Below are 15,535 nucleotides of genomic sequence, written 5' to 3'. Positions count from 1 at the left end.
TTCGGTGAAGGATCGGGAGGAGTCGAAGAGCATGACGCGCGCCTGTATCGTGGGCTGGGCCCATACACCGTTCGGCAAGCTCGAGGAGCCGGATGTCGAGGGCCTGATCGCGCGGGTGTCCGGCGAGGCGTTGGCTCATGCCGGCGTCGAGGATTCCCAGGTCGACGGGATCTATGTGGGCGTCATGAACACCGGCTTCTCGAAGCAGGGCTTCGAGGGGTCGCAAGTCGCGCTCACTCGGCCGGGCCTCGCCCATGCACCGGCGACGCATCTGGAGAACGCCTGCGCCACCGGTTCGGCGGCGCTCTACGCGGCCCTCGATTTCGTCGATAGCGGCCGCGGGCGGATCGCCCTGGTGGTCGGCGCCGAGAAGATGACGGCGAAATCCGTGGCCGAGACCGGCGACATCCTGCTCGGCGCCTCCTACCGGAAAGAGGAGGCCGACATCGAGGGCGGCTTCGCGGGCGTGTTCGGGCGGATCGCGGCCGGCTACTTCCAGCGCTACGGCGACCGCAGCGAGGAACTGGCCCGGATCGCCGCCAAGAACCACCGCAACGGTGTAGGCAACCCCTACGCGCAGCTCAGGAAAGACCTGGGCTTCGAGTTCTGCAACAAAGTCTCCGAGAAGAACCCCTACGTGGCGGCACCGCTGCGGCGCACCGACTGCTCGCTGATCTCCGACGGCGCCGCCGCCCTGGTGGTGGCCGATGCCGAGACGGCGGAAGGGTTGGCCCGCGCCGTCGGCTTCCGCGCCCGTGCGCACGTCAACGACATCCTCCCCCTGTCCCGCCGGGACCCGACCGCGTTCAAGGGCGCCCGGCTCGCCTGGGAGAAGGCGCGCGCGCAGGCCGGGATCGGCAACGACGACCTGTCGTTCGTGGAGACGCACGATTGCTTCACCATCGCCGAACTCATCGAGTACGAGGCGATGGGGCTGGCCGAACCCGGCCAGGGTTATCGCGTCGTCCGCGAGGGGCTGACCGAGAAGGGCGGCAGGCTGCCGATCAATCCGTCGGGCGGGCTGAAGTCCAAAGGCCATCCGGTCGGCGCCACCGGCGTCTCGATGCACGTGATGGCCTGCCTCCAGCTCATGGGCGAGGCGGGCGAGATGCAGGTCCCAGGCGCGAACCTGGCAGGGATCTTCAACATGGGCGGGGCCGCGGTGGCCAACTACGTGTCGATCCTGGAGCGGCGGCGGTAGCACCGCTCCACATCGGGCCAACAGAGGGGAGGGGAGCGATCCCCTCTCAGCCGAGCTTGTCGAGGGCTTGGCTGAGGTCGGCGATCAGGTCGGCCTCGTTCTCCAGGCCGATCGAGAGACGCACGGTCTCGGGGCCGACCTGCGCGGCGGCCTTCTCGCCCTCGGGCAATTGCCGGTGCGTCGTCGAGGACGGGTGGATCGCCAGCGACTTGATCTCGCCGATGTTGACTAGGTGCGAGATCAGTTCGAGCCCGGCGATGAACGCCAGGGCCGCCGGCTCACCGCCCTTAAGCGCGAAGGTGAAGATCGAGCCCGGTCCCTGCGGGGTGTAGCGCCGGACGAGGTCTTCCCCAATCTGCCCCGGCAGTCCGGGATAGCTCACCCAGGCCACCGCCGGGTGGTCCTTCAGGAAGGCTGCCACGGCCCGCGCGTTGGCGCAGTGGCGTTCCATGCGCAACGGCAGGGTCTCGATGCCCATCAGGGTCAGGAAGGCGTTCATCGGTGATAGACCGGGGCCGAGATCGCGCAGGCCGAAGAACCGGCAGGCCGCCGCGAAGGGCGTCTCGGGGAAGCTCTTGGTCAGGACCAAGCCGTCGTAGTCCGGCCAGGGGTCGGTGATCAGGTTGTAGCCAGTGGTCCGGGTCCAGTCGAAGGAGCCGGCATCGCAGATCATGCCGCCGATGGTCTGGCCCGAACCGCTCAAGAACTTCGAGGTCGAGTGCCAGACGATGTCCGCACCGTGCTCGATCGGCCGGATCAGGGCCGGCGAGGCCAGGGTGTTGTCGACCACGAGGGGCAGGCCGTGGCGACGGGCTACCGCGGCGATCCCGTCGAGGTCCACCACCGAGGCGCACGGGTTCACGATCGACTCGCAGAAGATGGCCCGGCATTCCGGCGTGATCGCCGCCTCGAAATCCTCCGGCCGCATGCCGGCGGCGAAGCGGGGCTTCAGGTTGTAGCGGCCGTCGAGTCGGCGCATCAGGCCCAGCGAGCCGCCGAACAGCCGCGGCGAGGCCACGTAGGCGTCGCCGCTCTTCATCAGGGTCATCAGCACCAGCATCATCGCCGACTGCCCGGAGGAGACCGCGACGCCGGCCTTGGCGCCCTCCAGGTCGGCGACCCGGCGCTCCAGGGCGGCCACCGTTGGGTTCGACCCGCGCGAGTACGAGAACCCGGACCGGCGGCCCGCGAAGATGTCCGCCGCCTGCTCGGTGGAATCGAACACGAAGCCGTTGGTGAAGTAGATCGGCTGGACCCGCGCGCCGGTGGCGGGATCGGGCGCCGCGCCGGCATGGATGGCCCGGGTCGCGAAGCGGTGCTGTCGGCTGGTATCCGTCATGGCTCTCGGTCGGCTGTACGGCGCCCGGATCGTCGACGCGCCCGAGCCGGAGGAGGCTTCACGCCGCGCGACGGATGAAGGCCTGCAGGGTTCGGACCAGGGTCGTGGGCTCGTAGGGCTTCGGAATGAAGCGGGCCCCCTCCGGCATGTCGTTGGGGCCGGGGGTGCCCATGCCGGATACGACGAGGACGGGGATGGTCGGCCAGCGATGCGCCACGAGGCGGGCCAGGGCGAACCCGTCCATCGAGCCCTGCGGCATGTCGACATCCGTCATCAGGACGCCGACATCGTCGCGGTTTTCCAGGACCTTCAGCGCCTTGTCGGCGTGGCTGGCCTCCAGCACGGTGAAGCCGGCATCCGCCAGGGTATCGGACGCCTCCATGAGCAGGAGGCCGTCATCCTCCACCAGCAGCACCACGGGTTGGTCGGACAAGCTTTCAGTCATCAGACCTGCAAAGGTTCAGTCGCGACGTTCGAAGCCCGCGCCGTATTCCCCGGGCCTGCCCCCGTCAAGGCGCGAGACCTGCGGCGTCAGGCGGCCTCCTCACGCTTCCCCAGGCGCTTGTCGAGGTAAGTGTCCACCGTCTGAGTCAGTTCGTCGACCTTGCCGTCGAAGAAGTGGTTGGCGCCCTCGACCATCTGATGCTCGATGATCACGCCCTTCTGCACCTTCACCTTCTCGATCACCGGCATGACGTCCCGGGCCGGCGCGACGCGATCCTCGGAGCCGTGCACGAACAGGCCGGAGGAGGGGCAAGGGGCCAGGAAAGTGAAGTCGAAGCGGTTGGCCATCGCGGCGATCGAGATGAAGCCCTCGATCTCGGGGCGCCGCATCAGCAGCTGCATGCCAATCCAGGCGCCGAACGACACGCCGGCGATCCAGCACGACTTCGCCTCCGGGTTGACCGACTGCACCCAGTCGAGGGCCGCGGCCGCGTCGGAGAGCTCACCCGAACCGTGGTCGAACGCGCCCTGGCTGCGGCCGACCCCGCGAAAATTGAAACGCAGGGCTGCAAAGCCGCGATTGGCGAAGGTGTAGAAAAGATTGTACACAATTTGATTGTTCATCGTACCCCCGAACTGGGGGTGCGGGTGCAGGACGATGGCAATCGGCGCGCCGCGCTTCTTGGGGGCCTGATAGCGGCCTTCCAGACGTCCGGCCGGGCCGGTGAAGATGACTTCAGGCATCGTTCAACTCTCGTTTCAGCGGTCGCCGGCCGCGCGATCTCGGGCAGTGAAGAGGCAGCCTTGACTCGCCGCACGCACACCATACAAACGCTCTTAGAACAGTTCTAGGCGATTAGAACTGTTCTAATGTAGGTGAGCGGGCACGCGGTGCCAGTTCTCTGCACCAGCCGTTCGGTTGGCGACATCTCATTTGTCGGCGCGCCTTAGCACGGCGAGCCGGTCCGCGGGCAAGGAATTGTCACGCGCCGTATGCAGGGGACCACACGGAATCAGCATGAGCCGGGCCCGCGCCTATCTCGATCACAACGCGACCGCCCCCGTCCGCCCCGCCGTGGCGGAAGCGGTGGCGCGCGCGCTGATGCTGCCCGGCAACCCGTCCTCGATCCATCAAGAGGGCCGGGCTGCCCGCGCCGCGCTGGAAGCGGCCCGCGGTCAGGTCGCGGCCCTCGTGAATGCCCGGCCGGCGCAGGTGGTGTTCACCAGCGGCGGGACGGAGGCCGCGAATGCGGTTCTGTCCGGCGCCCTCGGCCGGCGCGGCCAGCCGAAGCCGACGCGGCTGCTCCATTCCGCCACCGAGCACCCCTGCGTTGCCGCAGGCCACCGATTCTCTCATGGGGCGGTCGAGGAAATACCGGTCACACCCGAGGGCGTGATCGATCTCCTCGTCCTCCAACGACGCCTCGGCGCGCTCGCGGACGAGAGCGTGCTGATCTCGGTCCATGCGGCCAACAACGAGACCGGCGCGATCCAGCCCCTGTCCGACGTCGTCGCCCTGGCCCGCGCGCATGGCCGGGCCCTGGTCCACACCGATGCCGTTCAGGCGGTCGGCAAGGTCGCCTTCGACATGGCGACCCTGGGAATCGACGCGCTCACGCTGTCGGGGCACAAATTCGCGGCCCCCAAGGGGGTCGGCGCGATGATCCTGGCCGACGATGTCGCCCTGGACGCGGCGTTCCTCCGCGGTGGCGGGCAGGAGCGGCGCCAGCGCTGCGGAACCGAGTGCCTGCCGGCGATCGTTGGTATGGGCGAGGCGGCCCGGATCGCGACCGAAGCCCTCGTGCCGGAGGGCGTTCGCCTCGCCGGCTTGCGCGACCGGATCGAAGCCGGCCTGCGCGTCCGCGCCCCGGAGGCCGTGGTGTTCGCGGCCGGCGCGCCGCGACTACCGAACACGCTGAGCTTCGCGGTTCCGGGCCTCGACGCGCCCGCCGCCCTGATCGCCTTCGACCTCGCCGGCGTGGCGGTGTCGTCGGGCTCGGCCTGCTCGTCGGGCAAAGTCGCACGTTCGGCGACACTGTCGGCGATGGGCGTCGCGCCCGAGCTTGCCGGGGGCGCGCTGCGCGTCAGCCTCGGCTGGAACACGGTGGACGAGGATGCGTCATGCTTTCTCGACGCCTTCGAACGGGTCTTGCAGCCCCTATATAAGCGGCGAGGGTACGCGGCCTGAATCAGCCGCGTCCCACGCTTTCCGAAAGACGCTTCCCGGTCCTTGAAACCGGGCTTGCCAGGAGATGCTCATGCCTGCCGTGCAGGAAACAATCGACCGGGTCCGCTCGATCGACCTCGACCAGTACAAGTACGGGTTCGAGACCACCATCGAGATGGAGAAGTCCGCCAAGGGCATCTCCGAGGACGTCGTGCGCTTCATCTCTGCCAAGAAGAACGAGCCGGCATGGCTGCTCGAATGGCGCCTCGACGCCTATCGCCGCTGGCTCACCATGAAGGAGCCGGAGTGGGCGCGTGTCGCGTACGACAAGGTCGACTATAGCGACATCTACTACTACGCCGCGCCCAAGCGCCCGGCGGCGATGTCGCTCGACGAGATCGATCCGGAGATCCTGAAGACCTACGAGAAGCTCGGCATCCCGCTGCGTGAGGTCGAGGTGCTGGAAGGCATCGCGCCGGAGCGCCGCGTCGCAGTCGACGCCGTGTTCGATTCGGTTTCGGTGGCCACGACCTTCAAGAAGGAACTCTCGAAGGCCGGCGTGATCTTCATGCCGATTTCCGAGGCCGTGCAGGAATATCCCGAGCTGGTGAAGAAGTACCTGGGCACGGTGGTGCCCTCGACCGACAACTTCTTCGCGACGCTGAACTCTGCGGTCTTCTCCGACGGCTCGTTCGTCTACATCCCGCCGGGCGTCCGCTGCCCGATGGAGCTGTCGACCTACTTCCGCATCAACGAGCGCGACACCGGCCAGTTCGAGCGCACGCTGATCATCGCCGACAAGGGCTCGTACGTCTCGTACCTCGAGGGCTGCACCGCCCCGAAGCGCGACGACAACCAGCTCCACGCCGCGGTGGTCGAGCTGGTCGCTTTGGACGACGCCGAGATCAAGTACTCGACGGTCCAGAACTGGTACCCGGGCGACAACGAAGGTAAGGGTGGCATCTACAACTTCGTCACCAAGCGCGGTGATTGCCGCGGCGCCCGCTCCAAGATCTCCTGGACCCAGGTCGAGACCGGCTCGGCGATCACCTGGAAGTACCCGTCCTGTATCCTGCGTGGCGACGAATCCCGCGGCGAGTTCTATTCGATCGCTGTATCGAACGGCATGCAGCAGGTCGATTCCGGCACCAAGATGATCCACCTCGGCAAGAACACCACCAGCCGGATCATCTCGAAGGGCATCTCCGCCGGGCGTTCGCAGAACACCTACCGGGGCTTGGTCTCGGCCCACAAGAAGGCCAAGAACGCCCGCAACTTCACCAACTGCGACTCGCTGCTGATCGGCGACCAGTGCGGGGCGCACACCGTGCCCTACATCGAGTCGAAGAACGCGTCCGCGGTGTTCGAGCACGAGGCGACCACCTCGAAGATCTCCGAGGACCAGAAGTTCTACTGCCTGCAGCGCGGCCTCTCCGAGGAGGAGGCGACCGCGCTCATCGTCAACGGCTTCGTCCGGGACGTGCTGCAGCAGCTTCCGATGGAGTTCGCCGTCGAGGCCCAGAAGCTGATCTCGATCAGCCTCGAAGGCTCGGTCGGCTAAGGTCCGACGGGCGTCGATACCCATGGCGATCGCGGCATCCCCGCGGTCGCCGACCGGATTGCGCGAAGGTGTTCATGCGCCACATCCGGAGATGAAGGCCTTCGAAATGGCCGTCTCGGTGACGGCGATAAGGAACTGACGGCACGCGGTCGGTGCATCAACCCGATCCGCCGTTCGATAGGACTTGAACTAACATGCTGGAAATCAAGAACCTCGTCGTGCAGATCGAGGACAACCGCATCCTGAACGGCCTGAACCTGACCGTGAACGACGGCGAGGTCGCGGCGATCATGGGGCCGAACGGGTCGGGCAAGTCGACCCTGTCCTACGTCATCGCCGGCAAGGAGGACTACGAGGTCCTCGACGGCGAGATCCTGCTCGACGGGCAGAACGTGCTAGAGATGGCGGCCGACGAGCGCGCCGCGGCCGGCGTCTTCCTGGCGTTCCAGTACCCGCTGGAGATTCCCGGCGTCGGCACCATGACCTTCCTCAAGGCCTGCCTCAACGCCCAGCGCCGCGCCCGCGGAGAGGGCGAGATTTCGACGCCGGACTTCATCCGCAAAGTCAACGCCGCCGCCGACAAGCTCGAGATCAACAAGGAGATGCTCAAGCGCGCCCTCAACGTCGGCTTCTCCGGCGGTGAGAAGAAGCGCATGGAGATCCTCCAGATGGCGCTGCTCGAGCCGAAGTTCTGCGTGCTCGACGAGACCGATTCCGGCCTCGACATCGACGCCCTGCGCATCGTCTCCGAGGGCGTCAACGCGCTCCGGGCCCAGGGCCGCTCGTTCCTGGTGATCACCCACTACCAGCGCCTGCTCAACCACATCGTGCCCGATACCGTGCACGTCATGTCGAAGGGCCTGATCGTGAAGACCGGCGGCAAGGAACTGGCGCTCGAACTCGAGGCGTCTGGCTACGCCGAGTACCGCACCAACGAGGCCGCGTAAGCCCATGGCCGAGATCCAGAACCTGCGCACCAGCGCCGAGACCGGGCTGTCGAGCCTGTTCGAGGCTGCTCGCAAGGGCTTCGCCTCGGAAGAGGCGATCGCCCGCGAGGAGGCGTTCCGCTTCTTCGAGGCCGCCGGCCTTCCCAGCCGGCGGGTGGAGGCGTTCAAGTACACCGACCTGCGCGCCGCCATGAAGGAGGCCGTGCCGCCGGCCGAGGCCCCGTCTGCGGAAGCCGCCCAGGCCGCCGCGGCATCCGCCAAGGGCTTTGCCGGCCTCGACGCGGCGCATCTGACCTTCGTCAACGGCCATCTCGTCCGTCCGCTGTCGGACCTCGACGGGCTGCCGGCCGGCCTCACCGTAACGCCGCTCAACGATGCGATGGGCAAGAGCGACACCCGCCTCCGGCTGCTCGCGCCGGTGGAGCAGGCTCGCGAGAACCCGATCTACCAGCTCAACACCGCCTTCCTGGCCGACGGCGCGCTGATTTCGGTCGCTCCCGGTACCAAGATCGAGCGGGCCCTGCATCTGCGCTTCATCGGCAGCGGCTCCGAGGGTTTCTCCACGGCGACGCGGGTCCTGGTCGATCTCGGCGACGGCGCCGAGATCACCGTGCTGGAGAGCCACGAGGGTCCGGACGGCCTGACCTACCAGCCGAACGATGCGCTCGACGTGCGGGTCGGCAAGCAGGCCGTCTTCCGCCATGCCCGGCTCAACCGGGAGGGTAACGCCGCCATCGCACTCTCGACGATCAGCGTGCGCCTCGACGACGAGTCCCGGCTGGAGACGGTCAACCTGGTCACCGGTGCCGTCCTGTCGCGCCACCAGATCTACATGCACGTCGCCGGTGAAAACGTGAACGCCGTGGTCAACGGCGCGGCGATGCTGGGCAACGGGCAGCTGGCCGACTCGACCCTGTTGGCCGACCACGCGGCCGTGGGCGGCATCGGCCGCGAGATGTTCAAGACGGTGATCGACGGGGATGCCACCGGGGTATTCCAGGGCAAGATCATCGTCCGGCAGGCTGCGCAGCAGACCGACGGCAAGATGAAGTCGGACTGCCTGCTCCTCAATGACGAGGGGCAGATGATGAACAAGCCGGAGCTGGAGATCTTCGCCGACGACGTCGCCTGCGGCCATGGTGCCACCTGTGGCGCCCCGGACGAGGACCTGCTGTTCTACCTGATGGCCCGTGGCCTGCCGCGCTCGGTGGCCGAGAGCCTCCTGGTCCAGGCCTTCGTCGGCGAGGCGATCGAATCGGTCACGCACGAGGGTGCCCGCGCAGCGCTGATCGGCGAGATCGAAGCCTGGCTCGCTGCACGCGCTTGAACGATCGGCCGGTCCTCCCGCAGGATCGGCCGGCTCCGCGAATCCCGAGCCCCGTTCGCGGGTCATCGGGGTCGCGACGCCCTTTCCGGAGGCCTCCTTCGAGACCTTCGCTTCGCTTCGGCCCCTCGGATCGAGGTGGCCCATGGGACGGACTCGAGGTCCCAGAAGGTCGCGACCATGAACGCACCCGTCCTCACCACCGGCTACGATGTCGAGGCGGTCCGCAAGGACTTCCCGATCCTGTCGCAGACAGTCTACGGCAAGCCGCTGGTCTATCTCGACAACGCGGCCTCGGCCCAGAAGCCCAGACAGGTCATCGACGCGATGGTCTCCTGCATGGAGACCGGCTACGCCAACGTTCACCGCGGCCTGCACTTCATGGCGAACGCCGCCACGGAGGGGTTCGAGGGCGCCCGGGAGACCACGCGCCAGTTCCTCAACGCCGCCTCCACCGACGAGATCATCTTCACCCGCAACGCCACCGAGGCCTACAACCTCGTGGCCTCCAGCATGGGCTGGGCCGGGCTGATCGGAGAGGGTGACGAGATCATCCTGTCGATCATGGAGCACCACTCCAACATCGTGCCCTGGCACTTCCTGCGCGAGCGGCGCGGGGCCGTGATCAAGTGGGCGCCGGTGGACGAGGACGGCAACTTCCTCCTTGAGGAATACGAGAAGCTGTTCACGCCGCGGACCAAGATGGTGGCGATCACCCACATGTCGAACGTGCTGGGTACGGTGACGCCTGCGGAGGAAATCGTCCGCATCGCGCATGCGCACGGCGTTCCGGTGCTGCTCGACGGCGCGCAGAGCGCCGTCCACCAGCCGATCGACGTGCGGGCGCTCGACTGCGACTTCTTCATCTTCACCGGCCACAAGGTCTACGGGCCCACCGGCATCGGCGTGCTCTACGGCAAGAAGGAATGGCTGGAGCGCCTGCCCCCGTACCAGGGCGGCGGCGAGATGATTCGGGCCGTCAGCCAGGACACGGTCACGTACAACGACCCGCCCCACCGCTTCGAGGCCGGTACTCCGGCGATCGTCGAGGCGGTCGGGCTCGGGGCGGCGCTGGAATACATGCTGGGCCTGGGCCGGGAGAACATCGCGGCGCACGAAGCGATGCTGACGCGCTACGCGCACGAGCGCCTGGGCGCCATGAACGCCCTGCGGATCATCGGCACCGCCAAGGGCAAGGGCGGCGTGGTCAGCTTCGAGATGAAGGGCGCCCACGCGCACGACATCGCCACGGTGATCGACCGACAGGGCGTCGCGGTGCGGGCCGGCACGCATTGCGCTATGCCGCTGCTGACGCGCTTCGGCGTCACCTCGACCTGCAGGGCCTCGTTCGGGCTTTACACGACGCCGGCCGAGATCGATGCCCTTGCCGAGGCACTCGGCAAAGCCGAGATGATGTTCGCCTGATCGGCGCAGCGTTCCGAACACGATCGTGAGGACGATGCGCGTGCCGCGAGGAAACCGGGGCCGTCTGGACGGGCCCGGGGGAGAGTGAAACCATGAGCACCGACGCCACAATCACCGGCGGCGCGAACGCCCCCGCGGTCGAAGCCGCATCGGCGATCCCGCCGGCCGAGCTGGACCGGCTGACCGACGACATCGTCGCGGCGCTGAAATCCGTCTACGATCCGGAGATCCCGGCGGACATCTACGAGCTCGGCCTGATCTACAAGGTCGATATCGGCGACGACCGGAAGGTCGCGATCGACATGACCCTGACCGCTCCCGGCTGTCCCGTCGCCGGTGAGATGCCGGGCTGGGTCGAGAACGCCGTCAGCGCCGTGCCGGGCATTCAATCGTGCGCCGTCACGATGGTGTTCGACCCGCCGTGGGATCAGAGCCGGATGTCGGACGAGGCTCGCGTCGCCCTGGATATGTGGTAGCGCAGCCCCGAACGGCCGACGCTCAACACCGACGCCGGCTATCGGGAGGGCGCATGCTCCACATGCGCCCCTTTACCCGTGCCAAACGTTTCAATCGTTCGCATCGGCCACGACACGAGCAACTTCCACGGGCAGGGCTAATATTAAGGCCACCCGCCCGGGTCGAGAGAGCGTCGATCGCGCTATAGGCCTGCACGCCGACGGGCGCGATGGAAGCAGCGCTCGACCGGCCGATGAGCTTCAATTCGACAGCTACTGTGAAACGAACACAGAAACGGCCAGGCAATCTATCAATTGATGTAGAGTTTAAGATTTTAGTAACCAAGAGTGTCCACTGGGGCAGGTGGCCGCCGGTTTATTCGGCGTCGCCGATCGCACATGGTGGGGACGAATGGGTCCGGGTTACGTGGTCGCGGTGCTGCTCGAAGTGGCCGGGCTGAGCGGTATCGTCGTGGCCGCGTTCGCAATGCGTACGGAGCGGAAAGCGCGGGTGGCCGAATTGCGCAGTTTCCTTCTCTCCGGCCAGACTTCGGTGGCGGTTCCCACCCCGGTCGCGCAGAACCGATGGTTTTCGCCCACGCCCCGTGTCGTGAATGTCCCCGTCGCTACCCAGCAACGCCGTGACGGGCGGCCTCAGGAAACGGCGGCACGGTCAGCCTTGGGACGCGCCTTCGCGAGACACGGTTCGACGGAGATGGGCGGGATGGTGGCGGCCTCGATCAGCGCAGGATGACGTCCAGGCCGCTGCCGAGCAGCGTGACGGCGCTGAGGAGGAGCATGAACTTCAGGTCTTCGAAGCGAGTGCTCATGGTGGATCCGTCCTCTTGGTGCGGTTCGTCGCCGTTCCGATGATGCATTATCGTCTGATTAACGACTGTTTCGCGAGTCGTTTCAGGAACTGTTAGGGATTGGACCGCGCTTTCCAATTAGTAAGGTTGATATAAGGTTAAGTTCGATCCGGCCTGTTGAGTTCGTCTTAACGGGGCTTCGGCCGGCCAGCGGTGCGCCGCCGCACGATCGCGCGGCAACAGGAAGGGCGCCGGACCATGATGCAGCCATCGACCAGTCCCCTCCTGCGGGTGCGCGACTGGCTTTTCCGGGACCGGCAGACCGGCGCCATCACGGTTGCGCAATGGCCGAACCTGCCGCTCTGGTTGTTCCTCGCGCTGACGCTGGCGGCATGGCTGGCAAGCGGCGCCGAGCCCCTGGGATCTTGGCTCGCCATCGGCGCCGATGTCGCCCTGGGCTGGTGGGCGGTCGATGAACTCGTCCGCGGCGTCAACCCATGGCGCAGGATGCTCGGCCTCGCGACGCTGGTCGGACTGGCCGCGCTCGTCTTGCTCCGGCACGGTGGATAGGCTCGTCGTAGGCGCGTCAGCAGCCGCACACGAACCTGCGCCCCGGGATCGACAGCCGGACCTCAGCGGGAGCACACCTCTACTGATCTTCGCGATCGGCGGTGCGTTTCGGCATGCAAGAGCGGCGACGGCGCGCAATTCAATCGACCGCGGTATTCAATCTCCGCAGCCGGTCGTTACCGGCCGGCTCAAAACCAATCCTGCGTCTCCGGTCCATGTGACTACCGAGAAGCGTAACGGTTGATTGCCGCGTCGCGAAAACTCATGAATGGTCGGGTCGAATTCCGTCCCGAGCAGCGTCGGCCTTTCGAGCTGCGCAGACCCCTGCTCGGCTGCCGTTTAAGCTGGACCGCACGATGACCACGCCAGGCGCCTTCGAATCCTCCGAAGCTGCAGAGCGGCTCGATGAGCGGGCGCAGCTCCTCCGCTACATCGCCGATACCCTGGACCTTCCGGTATCGCTCTTTCGCCGCCGCACCGCGCAAGGCGATGACGGCCCGACGGCCGCCGAATGCGACGCGATCCTGGCGACCTTTTCGCGCATCCGCGATCCGGAGGCCCGGCGGCACTGCCTGGCGCTGGTCTCTCGCTGCGCCGACGCTCAGGAATGACGCCGGTCTCGCTGTGCGCTTGCGCACGTGGGTGGCGTGAGAACCGTATAGACGCCGTGCTATAGGGGCGCCCGCTTCCGCCAGAGGCCCACCCGATCGTCAGGCCGTGCGGAACGTCGCGGCGGCAGACGGGCCCAGAGCCGAGCCGGCGGTCGCCGGTGCACGACGCCCCGCATTCCATTCAGGCCCCGATGCCGATCATCTCCATTTCGAAGCTCTCGAAAACCTATCAGTCCGGCTTCACCGCGTTGAGCGGCATCGACCTCACCATCGAGCGGGGCGAGATCTTCGCACTGCTGGGCCCGAACGGGGCCGGCAAGTCGACATTGATCAATATCGTCTGCGGCATCGTCACCGCGAGTTCCGGAACGGTGGTGGTCGACGGCCACGACATCGCCGTGGATTACCGCGCCGCGCGCCGGGCGATCGGGCTCGTCCCGCAGGAACTCACCACCGACGCCTTCGAGACGGTGCTGAACACCGTGAGCTTCTCGCGCGGCCTGTTCGGACTGCAGCCCGATCCTGGCCATATCGAGCGGATCCTGCGGGCGCTGTCGCTCTGGGACAAGCGCGACAGCCGCCTGATGACCCTCTCGGGCGGGATGAAGCGCCGGGTTCTGATCGCCAAGGCCCTCTCGCACGAACCCCGGGTGCTGTTCCTCGACGAGCCGACCGCCGGCGTCGATGTGGAGTTGCGCCAGGACATGTGGCGGCTCGTGCGCGACCTGCGCCAGCAGGGCGTCACCGTGATCCTGACCACCCACTACATCGAGGAGGCGGAGGAGATGGCGGACCGGATCGGCGTGATCCGGCGGGGCCAGATCATCCTGGTCGAGGAGAAGGCCGCGCTGATGCGCAAGCTTGGGCGCAAGCAGCTGACCCTGCAGCTCCAGACCCCGATCACCGCGATCCCGCCCGAGCTTGCGGAGTACGAGCTGGCGCTCGCCGGCGACGGCCGTGAACTGGTCTACACCTACGACACCCGCGCGGAGCGGACCGGGATCACCGGCCTGCTCACCGGCCTCGCCGCTGCCGGCATCCGGTTCAGCGATCTTCAGACGGAGCAGAGTTCCCTGGAGGACATCTTCGTCGGCTTGGTGCGCGAGGGAGAGGCACGGATATGAACGCGACCATGAGCATGAACTGGCCGGCCGTCCGCGCCATCTACCGCTTCGAGATGGGCCGGTTCTGGCGCACCGCCGGGCAGAGCATCCTGGCCCCGGTGATCTCGACGACCCTGTACTTCGTGGTGTTCGGGGCCGCGATCGGCTCGCGGGTCTCGGCGGTGGACGACGTGCCCTACGGGCTGTTCATCGTGCCCGGGCTGATCATGCTCTCGCTGCTGACGCAGAGCATCTCGAACGCCTCGTTCGGCATCTACTTCCCGCGCTTCGCCGGCACGATCTACGAGATCCTCTCAGCCCCGATCTCACCGCTGGAGGTGGTGTTGGGCTTCGTCGGCGCGGCGGCGTCCAAGTCGATCCTGATCGGCCTGATCATCCTGGCGACCTCGGCGCTGTTCGTGCCGCTGCGGATCGACCATCCGGTCTGGATGATCGGCTTCCTGTTGCTCACGGCGGTGACGTTCAGCCTGTTCGGCTTCGTCATCGGGCTCTGGGCGGATGGGTTCGAGAAGCTGCAGCTGGTGCCGCTCCTCGTGGTGACGCCCCTGACGTTCCTGGGCGGCAGCTTCTACGCCATCGACATGCTGCCGCCGTTCTGGCACGCGGTGAGCCTCGTCAACCCGGTGGTCTACCTGATCAGCGCCTTCCGCTGGGCGTTCTTCGGCAAGGCGGATGTCAGCATCGCAATCAGCCTCGGGATGACGATGCTGTTTCTGGTGATCTGCCTCGGCCTCGTGACCTACATCTTCCGCACCGGCTACCGCCTGAAGAGCTGACGTTCAGGGCTGCGCGGCGAGGAAGGCCAATACGCCGTCCCGGTGCGGCTTGGCCCCCACCGCGGTGGAGTGGTCCTTGCCCTCGATCTCGAGCGCCCGGGCATCCGGCATCAGGGCGGCTAGCGCGGGGCCCGAGCCCGCAACCGTATCGAGGGTGCCGACCGAGACCAGCACCGGCACCTCGATCTGTGAGAGTTCCGCCCGGCTCAGCGTCTGGCGCGAGCCGCGCATGCAGGCCGCGAGCGCGCGAAGGTCGCTGCGGGTCTGCTCGGCGAAGGTGCGGAACGCCGCGGCGGTCGGGTTCGGAGCGGGGGTGCCGGGGGGCGCCTCCAGCGCCTCCGAGATCCCGGACGGCAAGCCCTTGCCCTCGACGAGGTGCATGCCGAGCCCGCCGATCAGCGCGGACCGGACCCGGTCGGCATGGTCGAGGGCGATGTGGGCGGTGATCCGCCCGCCCATCGAGTAGCCCATCACGTGCGCGCGTTCGATGCCGATATGGTCGAGCAGCCGTATCGCGTCGCCCGCCATGGCCTCCGAGCTATATTCCGCCGGGTCGTAGAGCTTCTGGCTCTCGCCGTGCCCGCGATTGTCGAGGGCGATCGCCCGGTATCCGGCCTGCGTCAGCGCGCGCACCCACTGGGTGTTGACCCAGTTGACCGCGTGGTTGGAGGCGAAACCATGGATCAGCAGGATCGGCGTGCCGGCCCCCTCCGCCGGCGGGACGTCGATATACGCGATCCGCACGCCGTCCGAATCGAAGGAATCCATGCCGTGCAACCCGT

General features: G+C 67.1%; 16 protein-coding genes. 12 read left to right on the top strand and 4 right to left on the bottom strand.

The genetic code is table 11. From position 1 onward, the window contains the following. The first annotated feature begins 31 nt into the window (after positions 1–31). The gene (locus tag AC0IY0_RS09770) at positions 32–1,201 is read left to right on the top strand and encodes an acetyl-CoA acetyltransferase (protein WP_147938079.1); all 1,170 of its coding nucleotides are present in this window, start codon (positions 32–34) and stop codon (positions 1,199–1,201) included. Positions 1,202–1,247: 46 nt separating this feature from the next. On the opposite strand, the gene AC0IY0_RS09765 is transcribed toward AC0IY0_RS09770, so the two are convergent. The 3 genes from AC0IY0_RS09765 to AC0IY0_RS09755 all read right to left on the bottom strand — a co-directional run bounded on the left by AC0IY0_RS09765 (position 1,248) and on the right by AC0IY0_RS09755 (position 3,728). Next, positions 1,248–2,540, bottom strand: coding sequence for an O-acetylhomoserine aminocarboxypropyltransferase/cysteine synthase family protein (locus AC0IY0_RS09765; RefSeq protein ID WP_471763697.1), 1,293 nt, complete (start codon positions 2,538–2,540; stop codon positions 1,248–1,250). Positions 2,541–2,598: 58 nt separating this feature from the next. Next, the gene (locus tag AC0IY0_RS09760; protein ID WP_147852889.1) at positions 2,599–2,985 is read right to left on the bottom strand and encodes a response regulator; all 387 of its coding nucleotides are present in this window, start codon (positions 2,983–2,985) and stop codon (positions 2,599–2,601) included. A gap of 86 nt (positions 2,986–3,071) precedes the next feature. Continuing rightward, entirely contained in the window at positions 3,072–3,728 is a 657-nt protein-coding gene (locus AC0IY0_RS09755; protein WP_092045953.1) for an alpha/beta hydrolase, read from the bottom strand. A gap of 274 nt (positions 3,729–4,002) precedes the next feature. Between AC0IY0_RS09755 and AC0IY0_RS09750 the strand changes: the two genes are divergently transcribed. From AC0IY0_RS09750 to AC0IY0_RS09700, 11 genes are all read left to right on the top strand, one after another. Further along, complete coding sequence (locus AC0IY0_RS09750; RefSeq protein WP_471763696.1) at positions 4,003–5,172, top strand: cysteine desulfurase family protein; 1,170 nt, start codon at positions 4,003–4,005, stop codon at positions 5,170–5,172. Between the two features lie 70 nt (positions 5,173–5,242). Further along, positions 5,243–6,712 (top strand): Fe-S cluster assembly protein SufB, encoded by a 1,470-nt coding sequence (sufB, locus tag AC0IY0_RS09745; protein ID WP_147905738.1) that lies wholly within the window; start codon positions 5,243–5,245, stop codon positions 6,710–6,712. A 194-nt stretch (positions 6,713–6,906) separates the two neighbouring features. Beyond that, complete coding sequence (gene sufC / locus AC0IY0_RS09740) at positions 6,907–7,659, top strand: Fe-S cluster assembly ATPase SufC (RefSeq protein WP_147852892.1); 753 nt, start codon at positions 6,907–6,909, stop codon at positions 7,657–7,659. 4 nt (positions 7,660–7,663) lie between these two features. Next, the gene (locus AC0IY0_RS09735) at positions 7,664–8,986 is read left to right on the top strand and encodes a SufB/SufD family protein (protein ID WP_419829543.1); all 1,323 of its coding nucleotides are present in this window, start codon (positions 7,664–7,666) and stop codon (positions 8,984–8,986) included. 177 nt (positions 8,987–9,163) lie between these two features. Continuing rightward, a complete protein-coding gene (locus AC0IY0_RS09730) occupies positions 9,164–10,408 on the top strand; it encodes a cysteine desulfurase (RefSeq protein WP_471763695.1) in 1,245 nt (414 codons plus the stop codon). Between the two features lie 92 nt (positions 10,409–10,500). After that, on the top strand, positions 10,501–10,884 hold the full coding sequence (locus AC0IY0_RS09725; RefSeq protein WP_147852895.1) for an SUF system Fe-S cluster assembly protein: 384 nt from the start codon (positions 10,501–10,503) through the stop codon (positions 10,882–10,884). 391 nt (positions 10,885–11,275) lie between these two features. Continuing rightward, positions 11,276–11,617 (top strand): hypothetical protein, encoded by a 342-nt coding sequence (locus AC0IY0_RS09720; protein ID WP_471763694.1) that lies wholly within the window; start codon positions 11,276–11,278, stop codon positions 11,615–11,617. A gap of 313 nt (positions 11,618–11,930) precedes the next feature. Further along, positions 11,931–12,242 (top strand): hypothetical protein, encoded by a 312-nt coding sequence (locus AC0IY0_RS09715; RefSeq protein ID WP_471763693.1) that lies wholly within the window; start codon positions 11,931–11,933, stop codon positions 12,240–12,242. A gap of 356 nt (positions 12,243–12,598) precedes the next feature. After that, positions 12,599–12,853 (top strand): hypothetical protein, encoded by a 255-nt coding sequence (locus AC0IY0_RS09710; RefSeq protein WP_147905743.1) that lies wholly within the window; start codon positions 12,599–12,601, stop codon positions 12,851–12,853. 191 nt (positions 12,854–13,044) lie between these two features. Then, complete coding sequence (locus tag AC0IY0_RS09705) at positions 13,045–13,977, top strand: ABC transporter ATP-binding protein (protein ID WP_147905817.1); 933 nt, start codon at positions 13,045–13,047, stop codon at positions 13,975–13,977. Between the two features lie 14 nt (positions 13,978–13,991). After that, a complete protein-coding gene (locus AC0IY0_RS09700; RefSeq protein ID WP_147905818.1) occupies positions 13,992–14,753 on the top strand; it encodes an ABC transporter permease in 762 nt (253 codons plus the stop codon). A 3-nt stretch (positions 14,754–14,756) separates the two neighbouring features. On the opposite strand, the gene AC0IY0_RS09695 is transcribed toward AC0IY0_RS09700, so the two are convergent. Further along, a complete protein-coding gene (locus AC0IY0_RS09695; RefSeq protein ID WP_147938084.1) occupies positions 14,757–15,521 on the bottom strand; it encodes an alpha/beta fold hydrolase in 765 nt (254 codons plus the stop codon). Between the last annotated feature and the right edge of the window lie 14 nt (positions 15,522–15,535).

It is taken from the genome of Methylobacterium sp. AC315 (assembly GCF_979253755.1).
This window is presented reverse-complemented; position numbering and strand designations above follow the sequence as displayed.